The 23,401-nt window shown below is 46.1% G+C and carries 17 protein-coding genes and 2 pseudogenes; 10 read left to right on the top strand and 9 right to left on the bottom strand.

Annotation, left to right across the window (positions count from 1 at the left end; genetic code table 11):
* Positions 1-315: 315 nt before the first annotated feature.
* Entirely contained in the window at positions 316-1,350 is a 1,035-nt protein-coding gene (locus SO_RS21130; RefSeq protein WP_011073686.1) for an IS110-like element ISSod14 family transposase, read from the bottom strand.
* Between the two features lie 148 nt (positions 1,351-1,498).
* Between SO_RS21130 and SO_RS21125 the strand changes: the two genes are divergently transcribed.
* From SO_RS21125 to SO_RS21115, 3 genes are all read left to right on the top strand, one after another.
* Positions 1,499-2,476, top strand: coding sequence for a transposase (locus SO_RS21125; protein ID WP_011074156.1), 978 nt, complete (start codon positions 1,499-1,501; stop codon positions 2,474-2,476).
* 215 nt (positions 2,477-2,691) lie between these two features.
* The gene (locus SO_RS21120; RefSeq protein ID WP_164925800.1) at positions 2,692-2,832 is read left to right on the top strand and encodes a hypothetical protein; all 141 of its coding nucleotides are present in this window, start codon (positions 2,692-2,694) and stop codon (positions 2,830-2,832) included.
* 119 nt (positions 2,833-2,951) lie between these two features.
* Positions 2,952-3,176, top strand: coding sequence for a hypothetical protein (locus SO_RS21115; RefSeq protein ID WP_164925799.1), 225 nt, complete (start codon positions 2,952-2,954; stop codon positions 3,174-3,176).
* Here the strand turns inward: SO_RS21115 and SO_RS21110 are convergent.
* Positions 3,173-4,375 carry an IS256-like element ISSod4 family transposase gene (locus tag SO_RS21110; RefSeq protein WP_011070721.1) on the bottom strand — a complete coding sequence of 401 codons (1,203 nt, stop codon included), beginning with the start codon at positions 4,373-4,375 and terminating at the stop codon, positions 3,173-3,175. The genes SO_RS21115 and SO_RS21110 overlap by 4 nt on opposite strands.
* Positions 4,376-4,420: 45 nt before the next feature.
* Here SO_RS21110 and SO_RS21105 point away from each other — a divergent pair, with 45 nt between their 5' ends.
* A complete protein-coding gene (locus SO_RS21105) occupies positions 4,421-4,906 on the top strand; it encodes a YEATS-associated helix-containing protein (protein ID WP_164925798.1) in 486 nt (161 codons plus the stop codon).
* A gap of 202 nt (positions 4,907-5,108) precedes the next feature.
* On the opposite strand, the gene SO_RS21100 is transcribed toward SO_RS21105, so the two are convergent.
* Both SO_RS21100 and SO_RS21095 read right to left on the bottom strand, forming a co-directional pair.
* On the bottom strand, positions 5,109-6,035 hold the full coding sequence (locus SO_RS21100; RefSeq protein WP_011074155.1) for an alpha/beta hydrolase: 927 nt from the start codon (positions 6,033-6,035) through the stop codon (positions 5,109-5,111).
* A 227-nt stretch (positions 6,036-6,262) separates the two neighbouring features.
* Positions 6,263-7,153, bottom strand: coding sequence for a LysR family transcriptional regulator (locus SO_RS21095; RefSeq protein WP_011074154.1), 891 nt, complete (start codon positions 7,151-7,153; stop codon positions 6,263-6,265).
* Between the two features lie 283 nt (positions 7,154-7,436).
* Between SO_RS21095 and SO_RS23435 the strand changes: the two genes are divergently transcribed.
* The 3 genes from SO_RS23435 to SO_RS21080 all read left to right on the top strand — a co-directional run bounded on the left by SO_RS23435 (position 7,437) and on the right by SO_RS21080 (position 15,702).
* Positions 7,437-12,341 carry a S8 family serine peptidase gene (locus SO_RS23435; RefSeq protein WP_011074153.1) on the top strand — a complete coding sequence of 1,635 codons (4,905 nt, stop codon included), beginning with the start codon at positions 7,437-7,439 and terminating at the stop codon, positions 12,339-12,341.
* A 554-nt stretch (positions 12,342-12,895) separates the two neighbouring features.
* Entirely contained in the window at positions 12,896-14,227 is a 1,332-nt protein-coding gene (locus tag SO_RS21085; RefSeq protein ID WP_011074152.1) for a M16 family metallopeptidase, read from the top strand.
* Entirely contained in the window at positions 14,224-15,702 is a 1,479-nt protein-coding gene (locus SO_RS21080; protein WP_011074151.1) for a M16 family metallopeptidase, read from the top strand. Before SO_RS21085 ends, SO_RS21080 begins: the two co-directional genes overlap by 4 nt.
* A gap of 75 nt (positions 15,703-15,777) precedes the next feature.
* Here SO_RS21080 and SO_RS21075 read toward each other — a convergent pair whose 3' ends face one another.
* Positions 15,778-17,805 carry a S9 family peptidase gene (locus SO_RS21075; protein ID WP_011074150.1) on the bottom strand — a complete coding sequence of 676 codons (2,028 nt, stop codon included), beginning with the start codon at positions 17,803-17,805 and terminating at the stop codon, positions 15,778-15,780.
* 246 nt (positions 17,806-18,051) lie between these two features.
* Between SO_RS21075 and SO_RS21070 the strand changes: the two genes are divergently transcribed.
* The gene (locus tag SO_RS21070; protein WP_011074149.1) at positions 18,052-18,606 is read left to right on the top strand and encodes a hypothetical protein; all 555 of its coding nucleotides are present in this window, start codon (positions 18,052-18,054) and stop codon (positions 18,604-18,606) included.
* An 82-nt stretch (positions 18,607-18,688) separates the two neighbouring features.
* On the opposite strand, the pseudogene SO_RS21065 reads toward SO_RS21070, so the two are convergent.
* Positions 18,689-19,207, bottom strand: a pseudogene (locus tag SO_RS21065) (IS256-like element ISSba12 family transposase); the annotation flags it as partial.
* Positions 19,208-19,260: 53 nt separating this feature from the next.
* Here SO_RS21065 and SO_RS21060 point away from each other — a divergent pair.
* A protein-coding gene (locus tag SO_RS21060) for an IS630-like element ISSod10 family transposase (RefSeq protein WP_076611923.1) occupies positions 19,261-20,287 on the top strand; the annotation gives its coding sequence in 2 pieces (ribosomal slippage) (positions 19,261-19,712 and positions 19,711-20,287; 1,029 coding nt in all).
* 16 nt (positions 20,288-20,303) lie between these two features.
* Here SO_RS21060 and SO_RS21055 read toward each other — a convergent pair.
* The 3 genes and pseudogenes from SO_RS21055 to trmL all read right to left on the bottom strand — a co-directional run.
* A pseudogene (locus SO_RS21055) lies at positions 20,304-20,405 on the bottom strand (transposase); the annotation flags it as partial.
* A gap of 232 nt (positions 20,406-20,637) precedes the next feature.
* The gene (locus tag SO_RS21050; RefSeq protein WP_011074147.1) at positions 20,638-21,615 is read right to left on the bottom strand and encodes a transposase; all 978 of its coding nucleotides are present in this window, start codon (positions 21,613-21,615) and stop codon (positions 20,638-20,640) included.
* Positions 21,616-21,748: 133 nt separating this feature from the next.
* Positions 21,749-22,213 carry a tRNA (uridine(34)/cytosine(34)/5-carboxymethylaminomethyluridine(34)-2'-O)-methyltransferase TrmL gene (gene trmL, locus SO_RS21045; protein WP_011074146.1) on the bottom strand — a complete coding sequence of 155 codons (465 nt, stop codon included), beginning with the start codon at positions 22,211-22,213 and terminating at the stop codon, positions 21,749-21,751.
* Positions 22,214-22,538: 325 nt separating this feature from the next.
* Here trmL and SO_RS21040 point away from each other — a divergent pair, with 325 nt between their 5' ends.
* A complete protein-coding gene (locus SO_RS21040) occupies positions 22,539-23,348 on the top strand; it encodes a type 2 periplasmic-binding domain-containing protein (RefSeq protein ID WP_011074145.1) in 810 nt (269 codons plus the stop codon).
* Positions 23,349-23,401 lie beyond the last annotated feature (53 nt).

The following is a 23,401-nucleotide window of genomic DNA, read 5'->3' as shown; positions in this document are numbered from 1 at the left end:
CCTCGGGGTTAGCAAGGTCAATGTCCTATTTTGTTCAAATTAATTTGTGCTAATCGATAATTCACCTTTCACAACGGGGTATCGGTCGTTAATGGTTTGCGGTCTTGCGACATATATCCGGCGTCTGTTGCGCCCTAATGAGATCCAAATTGACGTCTTACCCTCCTTGGCACCCACATGGCCTCAAAGGCCACTGTCCTCATCAGGTTTTGGGTAAGACAAACCGTTTAACTCATTAATACCATTACCGCTGTTGTGCTTTGATGGACATTTATCTATTTACATTTTGAGTCTATTTACGCAAAAAACACTGCATTACGTTGCCAATTTACAGGCCTTATTCATATCAAATGCTTGTCCGCGGCTCATCACTACAAACACCATCCGAGCCATCTTATTGGCCAAGGCAACCGTCACTTTGCAGACGTGTTGACGCTGTTTAAGCCGTTGTAACCACAGGCTAAGTGAGTCGTCTTTCTTATCGCACCAGTTCACCACGGTTCTTGCGCCATGGATAAGTAACCGCCGGAGCGTTTGATTTCCGCGCTTGGTTATCTTGCCGAGCCGATTGGTCGTGCCACTGCTGTATTGTGAAGGAGTGAGCCCTAGCCATGCCGCCAATTGCCGGCCATTTTTAAAATCATTAACTTCATTAATACTGGCTAATAATGTGGATGCGACGATAGGGCCGACACCGGGGATGGTTAGCAATAATGGATACTGTGGCATGGCTTGGGCAAGGGCTAATATGTCCTGTGCAACCTGGTCGATTTGTTCATTTAAATACAACTGAAACTCATAGAGTCGTTGAATAAACCCTCTGGCAACCGTGGATAATTCGTTGTCAGCATCTTCAAGAATGAGCGGAATGGCTAACATCAACTGGCGGCGGGTCTTTGCGACAATCAGGCCGTATTCCGCGAGAAAACCACGCAGTTGATTGCAGTTAGCCGTGCGATTCTCCACCAAGCGCTCACGAATGCGCAGTAAAGATTGAATATCCTGCTGCTCGACCGTTTTAGGGCGAAGTAGACTCACTTTAGGGCGGCCAGCCGTTTCTCCGATGGCAACCGCATCATTGGCGTCATTCTTATTACCAACCAGCATGGCTTTCACCATTCTGGCGGGGATAAGCTTGACGGTATGGCCGAGTTTTTCGATTGTACGCCCCCAGTAATTAGCGCTGTAGCAGGCTTCCATCACCACGAGTGTCGGCTCGCATTGCCTAAGCATGTCAAGTAATGCTGGGCGATTGATTTTACGGTTAAAAGCAATGGTGTTATCAGGGTTAAAGGCTGCGACTTGGAAGACAGTTTTTGCCAAATCAATGCTGATGAGTTTATAGTTCATATCGGTCACCTCGAGTCAGATTTTGTGCACCTAAATCATGGCACATTGCGATGCCGAGACCGAGGTGACCATCTCAGCACCCAACCTTAATGGCGCGGTAGCTAACCTCCGACTATGCTTTGATTAAGCATTGAACAAGGAGGTTTGTATGCCGCGCCCTCGCCGAACCCAGATAAGTCTTGAAGACACACCCTATTACCATTGCTGTAGTCGCGTGGTGCGGCGTGCATTTTTATGTGGCGATGATGCCTATTCGGGGAAAAATTATGACCATCGCCGCGCTTGGGTAGAGTCATTATTGTTTGAACTTGGAGCCATTTTTGCTATTGATGTGGCAGCGTTTGCGGTGATGTCGAATCATCTGCATGTGGTTTTTCGAATGGACATCGAGACGGCAAATCGCTGGACTGACCGTGAAGTACTGGAGCAGTGGCATAAGTTGTTTAAAGGCGATGAATTAACGCAAAAATTCGTTAAAGGTGAGTTGGTTGAACCTCATCAAATACTCAAGCTAAAACATTCAATCGCCATTTACCGCAGCCGTTTGTGCGATATTAGCTGGTTTATGCGCTGCTTAAATGAACCTATCGCAAGGCAAGCAAATCAAGAAGATAACTGTACAGGTCGCTTCTGGGAAGGACGGTTTAAATCCCAGGCCTTACTGGATGAAGCCGCCGTGTTAGCCTGTATGACTTACGTTGATTTGAATCCGATTAGAGCGCAATTGGCTGATACACCAGAACAATCCGACCATACCAGTATTCAGCTACGTATTCGGGCCGCATTAAAAGGTGAGCAGCCGAGCAATCTCCTGCCTTTTATTGGTAACGAGTGTAACAACCAACCTAATGGTATTGCGTTTTCATTAACGGATTACCTTCAATTGGTAGATGATACTGGCCGAATTATTCGCAACGATAAACGTGGATACATCAGTGAAAATAGCGCCAACATACTGATCAGATTAAATATCCCCCATGACAATTGGCTCAAGCTGACCACCGAGTTTGGAAAACTATTTCACGGTCCAGTAGGCACATTACAAGAACTAACCGATTACTGCGAACATCTTGAAAAGCGACGACGGCACTTTGCCGCAAGCTGCCAGCACTTTCATAGTAACTGACAACTGCTTATATCACTTCGAAAGCAACCATTGCCGAGCACCTCCCAAGTACAATGGGACGATATACCTCGTCTGAAATGCTCCATTTTTTAAGGGATTAGCGCAATTTATTGCCTCAGATGCTGTCCCTGCGACTTTTGATGGTTCTTTTTTAAACAATGTTAACTTTTACAAGTTGTAGGTAAACGGAAAGTGCATTATGTTGTTGATTTAAAATGGGTGGCCTGATTTATCATCGAATGGAGAAAGAGTTTGAAGATAGAAAGCAAGAGCGTCAATTACAGAGCGAGTTAGAAAAACACAACCGTGAGTTGGAAGTCCAAAAGTACAAAGCTAACCGTGAAGTTGCTGCATAACAAGGCTTTAAAAAAGGATGCAATTAAAGCTGGCTTTGCTCCTTCGTCGCCTGTTTAAGCCAGCTTTAATTTTGCCTTTTAAAACGGCGTTAGCTGCTTAGAAATAATAAGGAGAAACAATGGAACAAGAAGAAAGAGAAGAACAGAGGAAAAAGTCTCAGGAATTCACAAAGCGGATGCTGCCTGCAATGCTAGCCATTGCAGGATTCATGATCTTCTATTTCATATACGGCGGGTTTTATGAGAGAAGTATCGACAATCTAATGGTGGCAATGATCATTAGCACAGCCATTGCATCATTTATAGCGAGGGCGTTCAAAATTCTGTGTCAGGCTAATTTTTAAATTTCTAGCACGCTATCTAAACGTCCTTCAAAATAAATCGCTAACTGAGATAAACAAAGGCTCCAATTGTGGATTGGCATAGTCCATTTATCTGAGGCGTTTAATATGCCTGCGTAAAGTAGCTTCAACAAGCTATTTTCATTAGGAAATGCACCTTTGGTTTTGGTGAGCTTTCTAAATTGGCGATGCACAGCCTCAACCGCATTGGTCGTGTAAATCACTTTCCTGATATGTTCTGGGTACTTAAAATAATGGGACAAATTATGCCATTTGCGACGCCAAGAGTTGATTACCAACGGATAAGCATCACCCCATTTGGCCTCCAGTTCGTCCAAGGCCATCTCTGCGGCTTCTTTACTCACGGCTCGATACACAGGCTTTAAATCAGCCATAAACGCTTTCTGATTTTTTGAGGCGACATACTTCATTGAGTTGCGGATCTGGTGGATAACGCATAGCTGTGTTTCCGTATGAGGGAAGATACTGGCTATGGCCTCAGGGAAACCGGTCAAGCCGTCAACACAGGCGATAAGAATATCTTTTACACCACGATTATTAAGATCGGCCAGTACGGATAGCCAGTAATTAGCGCCTTCATTTTCGGATAAGTGAAGCCCTAAAATTTCCTTTTTTCCTTTCATATTAAGCGCTAACAATGTGTAAACGGCTTTACTGACGTAACGCCCATCCTCTTTGACTTTATAATGTATCGCATCAAGCCAAACGATAGGATAATGGCTATCTAATGGGCGCTGTTGCCACGCTTTAAGTTCGGGGATGAGTTTGTCGGTGATGGCGCTTACTGTTGCGTTAGACACATTGAGCCCATACATATCTTCAACATGTTGATTAATATCGCGATAGCTCATACCTATACTGAACATCGACAACACTTTACGTTCGATTTCATCGGTTAGTGTAGTTTGATTTTTCTTAATCAACTGAGGCTCAAAGGTGCCATTGCGGTCTCTAGGCGCGTCTAACTCAAAGTTACCGGACGGATGCTTAATGGTCTTAGGGGTTTTGCCATTTTTACGATTAGGCTGAGGATCATGCGCTAAATGCTGCTCAAGCTCAGCCTGGAGAGCCGCTTCAGTGAGTTGCTTGATCAGTGGGCCAAGAATGCTGTCTTTACCTGTGAGGCTTTTACCTGACTGCAGATCTTTAAGGGCTTGTTCGAAGTTAAAAGGTTGGGTCATGTGTCATTCCTGTTTTTGAATATTTTACTGAAATGACACAGAATTATGAACACTACCTTTATAGCGATAGAGCCTGATAAATTTAGTTACTTTGTGGTGAGAGCTTTAGCTATCTCGCTATTCTTTCTAACCTTATTCGGCGTAGGCTTTTCAATACTTTTCTACGAAAGCCTGCCCTTTGAGGACCCCGCAAGACTGCGTGAAGCTCAAGTATTTCTTGCAGTATCATCCTCGGGAATGATGGGCGGCCTTATGCGCTATTTTTCACATGATGCCGTTATTAAAAATGAATCGCTTAACCTATGGCATATGGTGCACGCAGCTATAGTAGGCTTATTTGTCTCTCTTGTTCTTTTTCTAATTTTGAGAGCAGGCATTATCAATCAAACTCAAATAGATACATTTAATGTCTGGGGTGTAACCGGTGTTTCCGCTATCACTGGCTTCTTTGCTGAGCGTGTGATTGAAAGATTTTCAAATTTATACAACGAGGTTGTCGGCAATACGAGCAAGCCAGGTGAAGGCAGCTAACAATGCGCTCAACTATCGCTCACTTCGTTCGCTGGACGTCCAAAAGCTGCGCTTTTGGACGCCCGTTAGCTTAATCGTTAAGCCATAGAAATTTAATCCTAAACAGACGAGTTAGAGCAAAGGGACCATCACGCTTTTGTCCCAAAGCTTGCCCAGCCTGAAAGCTGGCGATTAGCCCTCTTAATAATTGAAGAGGGCATTGCTATTTTAAAGCGAGCAAAAAGATAAGTGGGATATCTAGCCTCGCCGCCCAAGCGTGCTCACTATGCTCGGCACCTTCGAATATTAGGCTTTGCCAATTCTGACTTGTGTAGCCTTTCGCCTCAATGATCTTATCTGCTTTAGCTTGTAATTGTGGATACCAGGCATCTAAAGTGGCCGTTCCATGGTCAAAATAGAGTTTATGTGTCGAAGGATCGGGGAGTTTTTGCTGCATATAGTTAAAAAATGCAGGCGGAATAGGGTTGTTTTGCTGCTCAAACGTACCTGGCCAGTGAGTTGATAGGCAAGCCGCACCACCGAAAATATGAGGATATTCGCTGATCGCATACAGTGAAATTAATCCGCCCATACTCGATCCCATGACAAAGGTATGGGCGGCATCTGTATAAACAGAGTAATGGCTATCAATATAGGGCTTAAGTTCTGTCACTAGAAATTTGAGGTAGCGATCTGAGTACACTTGCTGGCTAAATAGCGCTTGGTTTTTGGTGCGTTGTAATTGATAAAGTGCAGTTTGTTGTGCTTGGGACAGATTTTCAAAGGGTTGCTGTGGAAAGTATTCGCTATGGCGATTTTCGCCTGCGTTATCGATTCCAACCACGATAAAAGGTTGAGTTTTTCCTGCTTTTATTAATCTCGATGCCACCTCATCAATTTGCCACTCCTGTTTATTCCAGCTTGTTGTCGCATCAAATAGCATTTGACCATCATGCATATACAGCACGGCATAACGTTGCTGTTTATCGTAACCCGCAGGTAACCAAATATCGATATTTCGAGGCGGAACAAAGGCAGAAGGGAAACTGGTGAGTCGCTCAATGCTGCCTGCGCTTACTTGCGGTAATTGCGCATATACATTGAAACTTGAGCTTAGCAGTATAAATAAAATGCCGAGTAATCTCATCATATTGGTTTTTTTTGGGATGGTGATTGAGAGCAGCTTAGCGTATTTAATCCTGCTTAAAAGTTTGAATACGATTGCAATCAGGCAGGCATGAGAAATGCCAAGGTTAATAAACTATGTTTGGCGGAATGAAAGGCTAAAAATGGTTGCTTAATCGAGTTTTATATTGAATTTAACTCTCTTTTTAATGTAAATGGCGCGGTATCTTCCGTGGTAAATACAACTGCTACTTAAAGTAACAAACTTAACAGGCGTTTTGCTGGAATACTGATTTGCTTTTTAAGCATCACAACACTAAAAAATACGTTTAGTTTAGGCATATCAAGTGGCGTTATAACGCGTACCGCATTTTTAATGTCATCATCAAATAAGGTGATTTGTGGTGTTAATGCGACAATTTGAGAATGTAACAAGGCGCCTTTTATGGGAGGGAATGAGTCGTAATGTAATAATCCCGAAAAGTCTGTTCGATACTTATTAAACAGATCGCCAAATTGTTCGCTAACGCCATAAGGTAAGTTTTTGGGTATGGCGAGCGGGTAGTTTCTAATATCCTCTAGCGTTAAGTGATCTAAATACGTCAACGGATGTCCCACTCTGGTACAAAACACCGCTTCAAAAGAAGGTAAATTAAAGGATTGTATTGCGCTTTCGTGACCAATAATTTCACCTTCAACATCTGTAATTAGCAGAGTGAGTTCTCCCCGCAGCAATTTTTCGAGTTGTTGCTGCCAGGTTCCAACCTCTAGATCGATATGAATATCTGGATATTGCTCAAAAAAACGCCCGAGAATGGGGCCTAGAATCGTATTTGCTGGCACAGGGCTTGCGCCGATGGATAAATAACCGCTGCTTTTCCCCTGCATATATTGCAATTCTTTTCGCAGGGTTTCGACATTTTGCAAAATATGCTGGCTATGGCTAAGAACCAACTCTCCTGCGGGAGTTAAAGAGGTTGATTGGCTTCCCCTAAGCAAAAGTTCGGTGCCAAGTAGGTGCTCGAGTCGTTGAATACTCCGGCTTAATGAAGGTTGAGCAAGATTTAATTTTTGGGCTGCTTTTTGGAAATTACGTTCTTTGGCTAAAATTTGGAAGTTTTTAAGATGCTTAAACTCAATCACAAGTTAATTTGCTAAATAATTGCAACATGGTTGCAACATACGCTTGTGGTTAAGTATCGACAAGCAGGCTTTAGTGACAATTTGTATCGCTAACTTAAGGGTAGAGGTAAATATCGATCTGTAAGGTTATGTTTTGTTTTATTAATTTTTACGTGGCTAGGGTGTATAGCTTTTTGTCATGGGGCGATACGCAAAAAGCATTGGCCTTAAAGTATGGCTGACGGTAACTATTCATTCCGCAAATAAACAAATTTGCAACATAACTCTAACAAAGGAATGAGTAATGAAATTGAAGAAGATCAGCATAATGACCTTTGCGGCGCTATACGCGACCGGAATAGGGACATTAGTTGCCAATCCTTTAGATAGGAACCAAGCTGAGCAGAAACTCATTGGTATCAAGCTGGCACCAGAACAAATATTAGCCAATAAAAATAAACCTACTCATCCGGCTCTGAATCGCGCTGACAGACCTGGCCAAATTGGTATGAACGTCCATCGCGCTGTAAATGGTAGTAGCCATAAGGCGCCATTTGCTTGGGAAAAGGACATTGATGGAACGCATACCTATATTATTCAATTAATGGATGCCCCGGTTTCACTTTATCAGGGTGATAGACCTGAGTTTGCCGCAACGTCACCCCGTAGCAATCAGCCTGCAATACGTTCCAATGAGCGTTTTGGGACTATCGATTTAAAGAGCAATACAGTTAAAAACTACCAAGCTTTTTTAACGCGTTCTCAGGATGACACGGCTAGCCAAATCAAGCGTGTTGCGCCAGATGCTGAAATAAAACGTCGCTTTAATGTGGCACTAAACGGCATGACCATGGTGTTAACTCAAGAACAAGCCGCTGAAGTAGCTAAGTTGCCCAATGTTAAAGTGGTGACTCGGGCGAAGGAATACCAATTATTCACCGATGTCGGTCCTAAGCATATTGGCGCTGATATGATTTGGCAGGGCACGAGCACTCCCGATGGCGTTGCTATGCGCGGTGAGGGCATCATTGCCGGTATTATCGATACTGGGATTAACTCAGATCACCCCTCTTTTGCCGCAGTCTCGGCAGACGGTTATAAGCACGTAAACCCATTAGGCGAAGGAAAATATCTGGGCGACTGCCAAGAATATCCTTTGATGTGTAACAGCAAGCTTATCGGTGTTCGTTCTTACGATATCATTACCGATACCTATAAAGATCCGATTTTCCAACCCGATCTGCCGCCATGGGAAGTTGATTATAAACGCCCTCCAAACGGTGAAGATTACAACGGCCATGGTTCGCACACTGCCAGTACAGTTGCGGGTAACGTGCTCTACAATGTGCCCTTTAAGCTCAATGGAACTGATGAAAAATCAGATGGTTTTGATACTTCTTTAGTCTTCCCTGAAATTTCAGGCGTTGCCCCGAGGGCCAACATTATTGCCTATCAAGTGTGCTATCCCGGTGGTGGGTCTTATGGCGAAACCTTCGGTGGTTGTCCTGGCGATGCATTGGTAGCCGCGATTGAAGATGCCATTATCGACGGCGTTGATGTGATTAACTTCTCCATCGGTGGGCTTGAAAATCTGCCTTGGTACGATGCCGTTGAAATGGCGTTTTTAGCTGCGCGTGAATCAGGGATCTCTGTTGCTGCCTCGGCGGGTAACTGGGGACGTTATGGCCCAGGTTATATCGACCATGTATCACCTTGGTTAACATCCGTTGCCGCCAGTACCCATGGACGCCAAATTGAACCTGTTGAAGGCAAACTGTCTTTTGTGGGTGAAAATGCTCCCGAAGATATGACTGGCTATGCCGTAACAGGTGATATTACGGGTAATTTAGTTGATGCTGCCGCTCACAATGACCCTCTCTGTTTACAACCCTTCCCCGCGGGCACTTTTAAAAGTGACGATGTTGTCATCTGTAAGCGTGGAGAAAATGGCCGAGTACAAAAAGGGATTAACGTTGCAGCAGGTGGCGCGGGCGGGATTATCCTGTATAACGCCGTTTCGTTTGATGATGGGACTGGCGCGAACAGCCTCAGCTTAAACCCTTTCCCGATCCCTGGAATGCATATTGATGCTGCATCAGGTAATCAGCTAGTGAAGTGGGTCGCCAACGCTACAGCACCAACAGTAACCATTACTGCAGGTAAAATTATCACCACAGAGCGTGAAGCCGATGTGTTAGCCGACTTTTCCTCCCGTGGCCCTAGCCATACAAACCCCAATGTGATGGTGCCTAACGTGTCCGCCCCTGGGGTGGATGTGTTTGCTGCCTACTCAGATGAAATGCCCTTCAATCTGTATCCATCGCCCAGCGATTATGTGGCAATCAGCGGTACCTCGATGTCAGGCCCCCATGTTGCAGGTGCATTAGCACTGCTCACTCAGGCGCACCCACAGTGGACGCCTGCGATGATCCAGTCAGCCCTGATGACCACAGCCGTGTTAGGTAAAGCACCAACATACGAGAATCCACCAAAATTAGTGGATGCGACTTTCTACGATATGGGTAGCGGGGTGATTAACGTTGCCAGAGCCGTAAAAGCGGGTCTGGTGATGGATGAAAACGGTGATAATTACCGCGCCGCCAACCCGATGGAAGGTGGCGATGTGACCGCGTTAAACGTGCCTTACCTGGTTAATGCTGAATGTAAAAGTAGCTGCACTTGGATGCGTACCTTTACTGCCACGACTGACGGTGAGTGGAACGTGAGGGCGACCGAAATCACCACAGAAGGCGCGCCTTTCCTTGAGCTAAGTGTTTATCCGCAAACGATTAAGTTAAAAGCGGGTGAGCAACAAAGTATTATGGTGACGGCGAAAATCCTCGATGTGACCTCAGTCAACGCTAACTCTTCCTCAAACGAAGTGTTTGGTAAAATTGACCTGAAACCAACGGATGCCAGTTTGCCAGCTCAATACTTGCCTGTTATGGCGCGCTTTACAGGCTCTAGCTTGCCAGAAATTGTCACGGGTAAAATCCATCGCGATACTGGCACCATGCTGACACCTGAGTTGATGACCAAAGAAATCAGCGAGCTTAATGTCAAAGTGAGCGGCTTAACGGCTGGTAAAGTAACTGAGCACAAGCTTAGCGCTGCCTATGTGAAGTTCCGCGATCCAGAAACCTTGGTCAATAACCCAGGTATTGTATTGCAGTTCTTTGATGTGCCAGAAGGTACTCGCCGCATTGTGTGGGAAGAGGTATCAGCTGATAAATCAGCATCGACGTCGTTAGATATTGGTATGGATCTCAATAATAACGGCAAAGTGGAATGGTATGACGAGGCGATTTGTTACTCTTATACCGATGTTACCGACTATTGCGCGATTAATGATCCAACGCCTGGTCGTTATTGGGTGATGTTAGGCAACTTTAAGCGCCCATGGGGAGATGAAATTGATACCAAAGACAACATTAAAGCGAGTCTGGCGATCATTTCCGACACTGATACTAAGCAACTTAATGTGACTGGGCTTGCCAGTACCAATGGTATCGATCCTTACCAATTACAAATGAACTGGTCTGCCACTGGCAGTAAAGCGGGTGATCGCTTATACGGTTTGGTTGAAGTCGGTAATGGCGCGCAAAACGTAGGTAGCATTGGCAAAATGGCCGTGCATTTAGTGCATGAGGGCGATGATGTCAGTATCACGACCAGCCAACAACAGGCCAAAGAAGGCGATGTTGTTGAGGTTAAGATGGTGATGGCACCAAACCTACTCGGATTAGAGCGCGATGTGAATATTGCCTTAACGCTGCCCGAAGGTTTGCAATTATTGCCTGACACGCTAAAAGCGAACAGCAATAACCAAGATCTTAAAGCTGGCCTGACTGTTGCTGCACAGCAAATCACCCTGAAAGCGATGCAACAGGCGAGTAATGCGCAAAAACGTCAATACACCTTTACCACCAGTGAGACCGACGAGAGCTGTCGAATTCCTATCGGTTCGAATCCTTATTATTTGGATTTATTTACCGAGGCAGGAATTGAGTCTGAAACAGCGATTGCTGGTCGGGTGAATGATACAGTAACTGTGCCATTAAGTACGTTTGGTATTGATCGTATCCCGCTGTATAACAACCCAGAAGAATACTCACACAAAGATACCTTAAGTATTTCTCCTGGTGGCTTTATTCAGCTCGATCAACTACCACTGTTCTGGGCTGCTCACTACCCAATGGAAGAGCAATATTTCCCTGATACAGTGATTGCTCCGTTATGGCGTGGAGATGGTATTACCATCCCAGAATATAATATGGATAGCGAAAGCTTTGACGGTGTATCCCTTGCCGTGACGAACGACCGCCGCTACCTGATTGTTGAATGGGACAATATGCGTCAGGAGTTTGCCTTTGGTGTTAACCATGATCCTGACTACGATGCTCGCTACAGCTTTGAGCTATTAGCTTCGACGCAGCTTAATTTTGCCCCAGGTGAACATGAGTTTATTTTTGCCTATGACAAATTAACGGGTAACAAAGCGCATTTAGGTTCAATTGGTTTACATGGTTACCATGGACCACGTGGCACCTTCGGCCCAGCGTATGGTTATATTGGCGATGGTTTTGCCTTTAACGATCTGGATAAGAAAATTGCAGAAGGCTTAGTGGTCTGTGCTAACTACACTGGACCTGAAGCGACGGCAATTGAACTATCATTCTCGGCCCGTGTTGGTGCTAAAGCTGTAGGTCAAGATCTGCAGATTATTGCTAAAAGTGATTACACCGGCAGCAATAGTATGACCTCTAGCGGAAGCTTCAAAGTACCTTCAAACCTTGCGATAGGTGCCCTTGGCAATATGTCCGTTGCTGAAAACACCAGCATCAGTTTTGAGGTGCTAGTGCAAGATAAAGAAAATACCGCTAATGGTATCCAAGTGACAGGCGCGCACATCACGTCAGTCGTTAATGGCAACAAAGTCACCATCACACCCGAAAAAGATTGGCACGGTACAACCACTGTCACAGTGAAAGCCTTTGATAAGGTTTATCAAAATGACATGGTGCAAACGAGCTTCAACTTAGTCGTGAACTCTGATGGTGTGGAGCCAACGCCGCCGACTCCACCTACGCCTCCAACGCCTCCTGTGGAAGAGACTAAAGATAGCAGTGGCGGTAGCTTGGGCTGGCTTGCTGTCCTGATGCTTGGATTGATGGCAGTATCACGTCAAAAATGGAATGTTAATAAGTAAACTTCACCTTTAAGCAGTACCTTGTCTTTGGGCCTTCTAACGAAGGCCCTTTTTTATGCGCTTAAGTTTGGGATTGTCTTGCCTATGATTCTGATACCAGCAATGGTCAATACAAATCGACATGACCAACCTAAGCATTAAATCTATTAACAAATCAGTGATGTACCTGTAGTTTAGGTCGCTTATAAAAACAACAATAGGGTATCGCTATGGCCGTATTCTCTGTCCCAGCTTATGTACCAACATCATCCATCCTGAAACCATGCATCGGTAAATCAACAGCTTATCCATCGCGTTTTGTGGAAAACTTGCTCGCGTCGGCCTTAGCTTTAGGGTTAATCGGGGGAGGAAGCAATGCGGTCAAATTGGCGTTGAAGCCATGACCAAGGTCGCTTTAACGGCGCTCAAGGCGCAATAAACCGCTTAAGCCTTATTCCGTCAGCTTTGCGGTATAACTTGAGCTTACAAAAATTTGGGTGGGAAGATCTTTTTGCCCTTGATTTGTTAATCAATATGCCCTCTTATGTGAATTTTTACAGCAAGGAGCGAACAAGATGAAGCGCACGCTATCGGCTCTGGTGTTGGCCATGGGACTTTTAAATCCCCTGAGCCAAGCACAGGCCACCACGGCAGAAGACATCAAGAGTTTTACACTCGCCAATGGTATGAAAATCATGGTGCTAGAGGACTCTTCTATTCCCAATGCCAATATGTATCTGTTTTGGAAAGTCGGTTCCCGTAATGAAGTCCCTGGCATTACTGGTATCTCACACTTTTTCGAGCATATGATGTTTAACGGCTCGAAAAAATACGGCCCGAAGATGTTCGACCGTACGATGGAAGCAGAGGGCGGCGCTAACAATGCCTATACCACAGAGGATATGACGGTTTACACCGATTGGTTCCCCGCTAATGCGCTAGAAACCATGTTCGACCTTGAAGCCGATCGTATCGCTAACTTGGATATCAATCCTGAAATGGTGGAAAGCGAGCGTGGCGTGGTGCAGTCGGAGCGTTCGACTGGGCTTGAAAACTCCAACTGGAATACCCTCGAAGGCGAAATTAAAGGCGTAGCGTTTTTAGCGCACCCTTACTCTTGGTCTGTGATTGGTCATGAGTCGGATATCGCCGCGTGGACGCTAGAAGATTTAGTGCAATACCATAAGACCTATTACGCGCCAAACAACGCTGTGGTGGTGATTGCGGGCGATGTGAAGCTTGCCCAAGTAAAAGCCTTGGCCGACAAGTACTTTGCGCCTATTCCTGCACAAACTCCGCCTAAAGCGATTCGTACTGTGGAGCCTGAGCAAAAGGGTGAGCGCCGTACCTTTGTACAAAAAGCCTCGGTCAGTACGCCTAATGTGATGCTGGCTTACCATATTCCGGCGGCGACTCACGCAGATTTTTATGCGCTGGATTTATTAAGCTCGATTTTAAGCCAAGGTAATAGCTCGCGTTTATATCAAGCGCTGGTGGATAAACAAGTGGCCTTAGAAGCGCAAACTTATATGCCGATGTCGGTCGATCCCAATCTCTTTTACGTCATGGGTGTGGCTACGCCAGAGGTGAAAGCATCGACGCTAGAGCGGGCGCTGATTGAACAAATTGATGCGATTGCGACCAATGGCGTTAGCCAGCAAGAGCTAGATAAAGTTAAAAATATCAAGTTGATGGATTTTTACCGCGCGATGGAAACCATTAATGGCAAGGCCAACACCATCGGCACCTATGAAATGTATTTTGGCAGTTACGACAAGTTATTTAATGCGCCAGAAGCCTATAACAAGGTCACGAGCGCGGATATCCAACGTGTTGCCCAAACTTATTTACGCAAATCGAATCGCACGGTAGCGGTATTGGCGGCAAACGAGGAGAACTCTCAATGAAATCGATGGCAATCAAACTCTCCTTTGCAAGCTCATCCTCGAGCAAATCCTCTTGGCAGCCGACTAAGTTAATGCTTGCATTGGCTTTCGGTGCCAGCTTGGCGTTATCCGGCTGCGTCTCCACCACGGCGCCCAAACGTGTCGAAACTGGCAGTTTTGCTATGCCAAGTTACGATAAGTTGGTGTTAGATAATGGTCTGACAGTGTATTTAATGCCGCAGCGCGAAGTACCGCTTGTGACCCTAAACGCGGTAGTGCGTGCAGGGGCGGTAAACGACACCACCGCGGGTATCGCTCAAATGACCGCCGAAGGTTTGCTCCTCGGTGCGGCGGGTAAATCCAAGGCCGAGATTGAGCAGCAAGTGGATTTTCTTGGCGCCAGCTTAATCGCGGAAGCCGATAAAGAAGGCAGTTATCTGGCAGCTGACTTTATGACCAAAGATACCGATGTGATGCTCGGCTTATTTAGCGCCGCGCTCTTAACGCCCGACTTTAATACTGCCGAGTTCGATAAGCTTAAACAGCGTGCCATTGCGGGTTTGCAGCAGGATAAAGAAAGCCCGCGCGCCGTGATTGGTCGCTACTTTGATAAACTCGTGTTCGGTGTCCATCCCTACGGCAATGCGGCCTCGGGTAATCGTGAGTCACTTGAGCAAGTCACAGTGTCGCAGTTACGCGCCTTCCATAAGAGCTACTATCAACCTGCCAATACCGCATTAACTGTGGTGGGGGATTTTGATGTGGCGGCGATGAAGACCAAGTTAACCCAGACTTTTGGCCAGTGGAAAGGCAGCGAAAAACTCGCTCAGCCCGACTTAAACCAAGGTTTACCTAAGTTAACTGAGGCCAAAGTGCTGCTGGTGGATAAGCCAGATGCAATGGAAACCACCTTTGTTATCGGCGGTTTAGGCATTAGCCGTGATAACCCAGACTATGTGGGGCTAACGGTAGTGAACACCATTTTAGGCGGTCGCTTTACCTCTTGGCTGAATGATGAGCTGCGGGTGAATGCGGGGCTAACCTATGGCGCGCGCTCCGGCTTTAGTCCTTATACTGACTCGGGCGTGTTTACCATAAGTACCTTTACTAAGACGGAAACCACTCAAGAAGCGATTGATTTAGCCCTAAAAACCTATGCTCGTTTATGGGAGAAAGGCGTCGATCAAGCGACTCTTGATTCGGCTAAGGCCTATGTTAAAGGTCAGTTCCCGCCTAAGTTCGAAACCTCGGGCCAATTGGCAGGACTCTTATCTGGCATGTATCTGTACGACTTCGATGATAAGTTTATCAACGAGTTCCAAGCGAAAGTGGATGGCTTAACTTTAGAAGAAACCCAAAGGTTAGTGAAAACTTACTTCCCGCAAAAGGACTTACAGTTTGTGCTGATTGGTAACGCCAGCAAGATTGTGCCGATAGCTGCCAAGTATGGCAAAGTGCAAACCGTTGATATCAATGCGGTCGGTTTTGGTAAGTAGCAACAGGCGCTAGTTTTATTTCGCCCAATAAAAAGGTCTGCAGAGTGCAGACCTTTTGCTTTTCTGTTCTAGGTGCTATTGCGCACCAGGCTTAGCGTAGTGAGCCATCCAATCTTTCACTTGGTTATACCAATAGATGGAGTTGTTAGGCTTCACAATCCAATGGTTTTCATCGGGGAAATAAATCATCCGCGATTCCACATTACGGGTTTGTAGGGTGCGGAACAGCTCAAAGCCTTGGCCAACGGGCACACGGTAATCGAGTTGACCATGGCTGACTAAGGTTGGGGTGTTAAAGTTCGCCGCAAAGTAATGGGGCGAAATGGCTTTATACAGCTCAGGATTATCCCAGTAGTTACCAAAGCGAGTGCTGTGAACGGCAAAGTCGGCCGACATTTGTGCGTACATGTCGTATACCGCGGCATGGATCAGCAGGGCTTTGAAGGGGTGTGGCTGGCCTAAAATAATCGAGGTTAAGTAGCCCCCATAGCTGGCGCCACCGGCAACCATACGATCGCTATCGATCCAGCTTTGTTGCTTAAACCAGTCTGTCGCTTTGAGCACGTCTTCGAGGGATTTGTTTTTCCAATCTGGGTTAATGGCATCGGCAAAGTCTTGTCCGAAACCGCTAGAGCCGTGGAAGTTTGGCCACGCGGTGACATAACCCCAAGAGGCAAAGGTTTGCGCATTCCAGCGGTAATGGAAACCATCGCTAATGGCGTTGTGCGGACCGCCGTGGATCAACATAAACAACGGATACTTTTTGCTGCGATCGAACCCGGGTGGATAGTGCACCCACATTTGAATGTCTTGGCCTTGGTAACCTTTGTAGGTGACGGACTCATAGGTGCCTAAATCGACATCCTTTAAAATATCGTCGTTAAACTGCTCTAAGCGCTCAGTTTTACCATTGCGCGGGTTGATGCTGACTAAACGCGCTGGGTACAAAAAGCTTTGATTAGTCGCAATCAACTGGCCATCTTTGGCGATAGCGGGTTGGCTAAAATCGGTGGCTTGGGTGATAGCCTTAGCTTTACCGCTCTTGGCATCGATATGGTATATACGGTTAGTGGCGGCATCTTCTATGCTGGCATAGAAACCTTTGCTGTCTGGTGTCCACTCAAATTCGGACACGGAGCGATCCCAATCTGGGGTGAGCGTGGTGAGTTTGCGACTGCTCACATCCAGCAGCATTAGCCTTGCCGTATCGGCATAAAATCCGGGGATTTTTTGGCGAGTAAAGGCCAGCGTTTTGCCATTAGGGCTAAAGGATGGATTGAGATCCGGCGCGGGGTTTTCTGGAGTGATGTTTTCAGCCTTGTTGCCGCCGATGGTGGCGAGGAACAAATCTAATTTTGGATCGACCCGATTATCCGAACCATAGGCGCTAAAGGCGATTAAGCGTTCATCGGGGGAGATATCATAACTTTCACTGCTCTGGCTAGAACGCGGCAGCTCATGGCCTAGCGGCTGAGTCACGGCTTCGACCGTGCCGCCCGTTGCAGGGATCCTAAAGACATGGGCCTGACGGCGCTCATCTAACCAATGATCGAACTGCGAATAGGGCAGCGCATTCCACTGGCGGGCGGAGACTTTATTATCTTTATCAGTCTTAAGCTGGGCCTTCATTTGCTCCCAATTCTGCTCAGGGAAGATATTGCTAATAAAATACAAATGCTTACCAACCCACTTGATGCCATTGACGCCGGTGGGAATATCCGTGAGCTTAGCCGCTTCTCCCGGGCCGTCCATAGGTAACAGGTAAATTTGGCCCGCGTCGTCATCGTTACGTTCACTGATAAAAGCTAAGGTTTTGCCGTCTGGCGAAAACACTGGCTCGCTAACTTTTAAGCCTTTGGCGGTAATCGCACGGTTATTTTTCCCTTCGACATCGAAGCGCCAAAGTTGGGTTGAGCCTTTGTCTTCCTTAAGGTCGTATTCAGTCACAGGCGCAATAATATGCTCGCCTGTCGATGACACAACAGGGCTACCTATGCGTTTGAGTTGCCAAAGTAATTCGACTGAGAGTGGTTTGCTTGCTTCTGCAAATGCCGTGCTGAAGGGCATGAGTAAGCTAAGCAGTAAAATGCCTGCCTTTTTCACTAGATGTCTCCTTATCATTCAGAGTGTTATCGTTATTTTTTCCATTAAACATCACAGTATAGAAACCGAGCATGAAATCAAACTGAGTCTATCGGTGGCAAGAGTGACTTTTATGTAAGTAACTGTAACTGGAGTCGGGTTGTTAAATCGTTTGGAATACTCACCAAGTAATAGAGTGTCAGTGGGGTATTTGTGGCAAAGGTGTTTTAACGTTAATGTATTGGAAGATTGAAATAGGACTTGAATATGGCGTTAATCATCCCGCGAAGACTGAGCAAGCTATTGATCAAAAATGTATTGATACTCGCCTTGGGCAGTTTGGCTATCTTTCCTGTGCAAGCCGCTAAGGTAAGCTTTAAGGCGTTTTGCCCGCAAATGGTGGGGCAATGGCAGGGCAATGCCGCTAAGGCAAGTGACACCCCTAGACAAGTGACGGTTAATGGATTTTGCTCCTATGATCAGCGGCAGTTGATCCTCTCCGTGAGTGTCGGTACGCACGCTCCCTACAGCGAGACATGGTGGTTTAGGGAGCAAGGCGAGCAAGTGCTCTTAACTTATTACGACGGTGTCTCGCAGGAAAAGCAGCAACTCTTTAGTTTATATCAACAAAATGGCGATTATTCCCTGCTGGGCGAGGGGGTCGTGAATGCGCGCGCAGCCTTAATCCAGCTGTTATTCGAAGCTAAATCGCCCCAAGGCGCATGGCAGTGGACGCAAAACATCCAATATTTGGACGACGATATTGACCGCTATCAGCTCTTTCGTGGGATAGAGATGACACCTGTCGTGCCATCGCATTAAGTCGACTTATTCATACTCGACAATACGCAACTAACTTTGGGACAAAAATGGAGGCTGTTCATAATTCTGTGTCAGGTTAATTTCACAGGTCGATATGGTTTTCTAAGCGCCCCTCAAAATGGATTGAGAGCTGTGATAGCGTCAAATTCCAGTTTTGGATAGGATGAGTCCAGCGCTCAGAGGCCTTCAATATACCCGCGTAAAGCAGTTTGAGTAAACTGTTCTCGTTAGCAAAACCACCTTTGGTTTTAGTTAACTTCCTGAATTGCCTATGTACCGCTTCAACGGCATTGGTGGTGTAGATAGCGGTGCGGACATAGTCAGGGTATTTGAAATACACCGATAGCAGTGCCCATTTGTTGCGCCATGATTTAATCACCACGGGGTATTTATCGCCCCATTTCGTCTCCAGCTCATCCAGTGCCATCTCGGCCGCATTCAAGGTGGCAGCCTTATAAACGCACTTTAAATCCGCCATAAAGGCCTTTTGATGCTTAGAGGCAACATACTTCATCGAGTTGCGAATTTGGTGGATGACACACAGTTGCACTTTCGTCTGCGGGTAAATGGTTGCAATCGCTTCAGGAAAGCCTTTAATACCAATCTCCTTAATTATGTGATCTAATTAGCCAACACGTTCTCAGCTTCCAGCTCATGAGCCATCCAGACATTGCTGCATTAGTTAAATCCGAGAAAAGCGCACGTAAACGGATCCGCTATCTCGCTCTGCTTCACTTCACAGAAGGTCATTCCCGTACTGCTATCGCCAGTATGTTGAAGGTCAGCAGAACCAGTGTGAATAAGTGGGTCTCCACTTATCTTTCCTTGGGACTGTCCGGCCTAAATGACAAGCCAAATCCGGGACGTCCCGCTAAATTGTCCTCCTCGCAACTAGCAACCCTAGCAGAATTCGTCCAGCTCAAAAGTCTATCTGAGCAAGGTGGCAGACTAATGGCCAAGGATGTCGGCGACTTTATCCAGTCTGAATTTGGCGTGACTTTCAAGCAAACTAATCTCTACCGTTTACTACATCAATTAGGCTTTTCGTGGATCACTACGAGAGCACGTCATCCGAAGCAATCTGAAGCTGTGCAAGAGTCTTTTAAAAAACTTCCCAATGGCAATGATCCTTAACACCCCAGGACACGTTGCACTCGATCGCATTGATGTTTGGTTTCAAGATGAAGCCAGATTTGGTCAACAAAACACCACCACTCGTATCTGGGCTGAGAAAGGGACTCGGCCACGAGCAGTAAAACAGCAACAGTTTGAATCAGCGTATTTATTTGGGGCTCTGTGTCCGGCAACAGGCGCCACGGAAGCCATTCTCGCCCCGTTTGCCAACAGCGATTATATGCATGAACACTTAAAATTGATCTCGGCCGCAACAGAATTTGGACGACATGCACTGGTCATCATGGACGGTGCGGGCTGGCATCAACGAGATTTAGCCGATGACTTTGATAACCTAAGTATCGTCAAAATCCCCCCATATTCACCGGAGTTGAATCCGATGGAGCAGGTCTGGCAATGGCTGCGTCAACATGTGCTGGCAAATCGCAGCTTTAAGGGCTACGACGATATTGTCGAGCAATGCTCCATCACATGGAATACATTTATAAAAGAACCGCTGAGGGTAATGCAATTATGCTCTAGGCAGTGGGCAAAGATGAACAGTTAATTAATGTAATTGGTATAAGGCCATCAACGCAGGCGATGAGGATGTCTTTAACGCCGCGATTATACAGGTCGGTTAGCACGCTTAACCAATGGTGAGCCCCTTCATTATCAGGCAGATGAAATAAATCTGGCCACCCATTTTAAATCAATAACATAATGCACTTTCTGTTTGCCTACAACTTGTCCGAGTTAAAATGGGTTAAATAAGAACCATAAATAGTCGCATGGACAGCATCGGGGCAATAAATTGCGCTAATCCCTTCAAAAATGGTGTATTTCAGACGAGCTATATCGCCCATAGCGTTTGGAAAGTGCTAGGTAAAGATTGCTTTCAAAGTGATAGGTATGCCGTCAGTTGCTTTTAAAATGCTGGCAGCTTGCCGCAAAGTGTCGTCGTCGCTTTTCTAAGTGTTCGCAGTAATCGGTCAGTTCTTGCAATGTGCCCACGGGGCCATGAAATAGCTTGCCAAAATCTGTGGTCAGTTTAAGCCAATTGTCATGGGGAATATTTAATCTTGTCAGTATCTTGGCACTACTTTCACTGATGTATCCACGTTTATCATTGCGAATGATTCGGCCGGTATCATCTACCAATTGAAGATAATCCATTAATGAAAACGCAATGCCATTAGGTTGGTTGTCGCACTCGTTAGCGATAAAAGGCAGGAGATTGCTCGGCTGCTCACCTTTTAATGCGGCCCGAATACGTAGCTGAATGCTGGTATGGTCGGATTGTTCTGGTGTATCAGCGAGTTGCGCTCTAATGGGATTTAAATCGACGTAAGTCATACAGGCTAACACCGCTGCTTCATCGAGTAGGGCTTGGGATTTAAAGCGACCTTCCCAGAAACGACCTGTGCAGTTATCCTCTTGATTTGCTTGCCTTGCGATAGGTTCATTTAAGCAGCGCATAAACCATGAAATATCACACAAACGACTGCGATAAATGGCAATTGAATGCTTTAATCTGCTGACCTCATAGGCTTCAACTAACTCACCTTTGGCGAATTTTTGCGTTAATTCATCGCCTTTAAACAACTTATGCCATTGCTCAAGTACTTCGCGGTCAGTCCAACCATTGGCACTGTCTATATCGACCCTAAGCACCAGATGCAGATGATTCGACATAACCGCAAACGCTGCCACATCAATAGCAAAAATGGCTTCAAGTTCAAATAATAATGACTCAACCCAAGTGCGGCGATGGTCATAGTTTTTACCCGAATAGGTATCATCGCCACATAAAAATGCACGCCGCACCACGCGACTACAGCAATGGTAATAGGGTGTGTCTTCAAGACTTATCTGGGTTCTACGAGGGCGCGGCATACAAACCTCCATGTTTAATGCTTAACCAAAGCATAGTTGGAGGTTAACGGCAGCGCCATTAAGGCTGGGTGTCCAACTTTACCCTAAAGGCTGGGTGTCCAACTTTACCAACTTTAAAAAGCATCTCCACACATTAAATTGCGCCTTCAAACCCGAGCTGACGCCAGGCTTCGTAGCTGATAATCGCCACTGCATTGGAGAGATTGAGGCTGCGGCTGGTGGCCGCCATGGGAATGCGTAATCGTTGCTCGGTCGGGATCGATTCGATAATCGACATAGGTAAACCGCGGGTCTCTGGACCAAATAACAGCACGTCATCCTTGGCAAAACTGAGTTCAGAATGCGGGCGACTGCCTTTGGTGGTACAGGCCATAATGCGTTTGCCCGCCATGGCTTTGAGGAAGGCATCGAAGTTTTTATGGCGAGTCACATTGGTTAAATCGGCATAGTCTAAGCCCGCGCGGCGCAGCTTTTTTTCTTCAAAATCAAACCCAAGTGGCTCAATCAGATGAAGTTGGCTGCCGTTGTTTGCGCAAAGGCGAATGATATTACCCGTGTTGGGTGCGATTTCTGGCTCATAGAGTGCGATATGGAACATGCTTGCCCGCCTATAAAAAATGACGCCCGATTATACGGCAAACCGCTATTAAGCACAGCCGCATTATTTTAGGTGAAAGTGTCGTCCAAGGATTCTGCTATGCTTCATATCAATAACAGTTAACAGCGTTATCCGTTTTACTCCCACAGAAGTATCCACAAGGAAGTGCGAGGCCAGTTGGGTTCGCTGCGGATGTGTATCACTGCACTTTCTACAACCTTTAAGGTTATGCCGTAGCTCGCTTGGCCGATGACCCTTCGTGAAATAATTAAATAACCAGATAGTGATACTTAGGCATTAGCCACCTCAGATAAAGGAGCAAGTGATGAGAGTTCCGTTGGTGCGCGTGATGATATTAGCCAGTGCTATTTCCTGCTGTATAGTGATGGCATCTAGTACTGTGCCTGAATCTCTACAATCCAATAAGTTAACGACTGATGCTGAGTCGCAAGAAGTGTTATCACCGCCGCGGCAGATCACCGCATATCTAGGTGAAATTCCGGGGCTGATCAATGCCGATGGCTGTGGTCCCTTTGTCGAGTTAGTTAAAGCTATTGACAGAGCCGATCCAGAGGTCGACATTTACATTAAGGTGTTCCCGATTTCCCGGGCTATGCTGGGTGTCAGTATTGGTCGTGCTGATTTTGGCTTGCCTGCGATCCGCAACAATGCCACCCTAAACGAATTACCCTATCGCTTTAGCTCTACCTCCTTTGGTTTTGTTACCCATGTACTTTATACCCATGTAGATAAACCCGTTACACGGGCCATGCTGTTCGATCAAGCGCAAACAGGCCGAACCTTTGTTATCGAAGCCATCCCTGATTATATGCCGATCCCTACAGAACCCTCGATTACCATTGAACGTTCCCTGCTTAAGCTATCCTATGGCCGCATTGATGGCTTTATCTGGGCACAGGAAGAAGCAGACATGATGCTTAAAAAATTGAAGCTAACGAATATTAGGCGGGAGTTTTTTGGCGATTTTGAAGATGTCTTTGTGATCCAGAAAGGCGCAGCTGGGGATGAAATGGACGCCTATTTAACCCGCATGATAATGCAGCTTAAGCAGACTGGTGAACTGAGCCAAATTTATCAAACCATTCATTTGTCCTACAACGATTGGCAACCCTAAGTCTTCATTCAGCCATTAATCACATGACTTTGCTTGCTTGTTAAGTTTTCTTG

This window comes from Shewanella oneidensis MR-1 (genome assembly GCF_000146165.2).
Taxonomy (GTDB): Bacteria; Pseudomonadota; Gammaproteobacteria; order Enterobacterales; family Shewanellaceae; genus Shewanella; species Shewanella oneidensis.
This window is presented reverse-complemented; position numbering and strand designations above follow the sequence as displayed.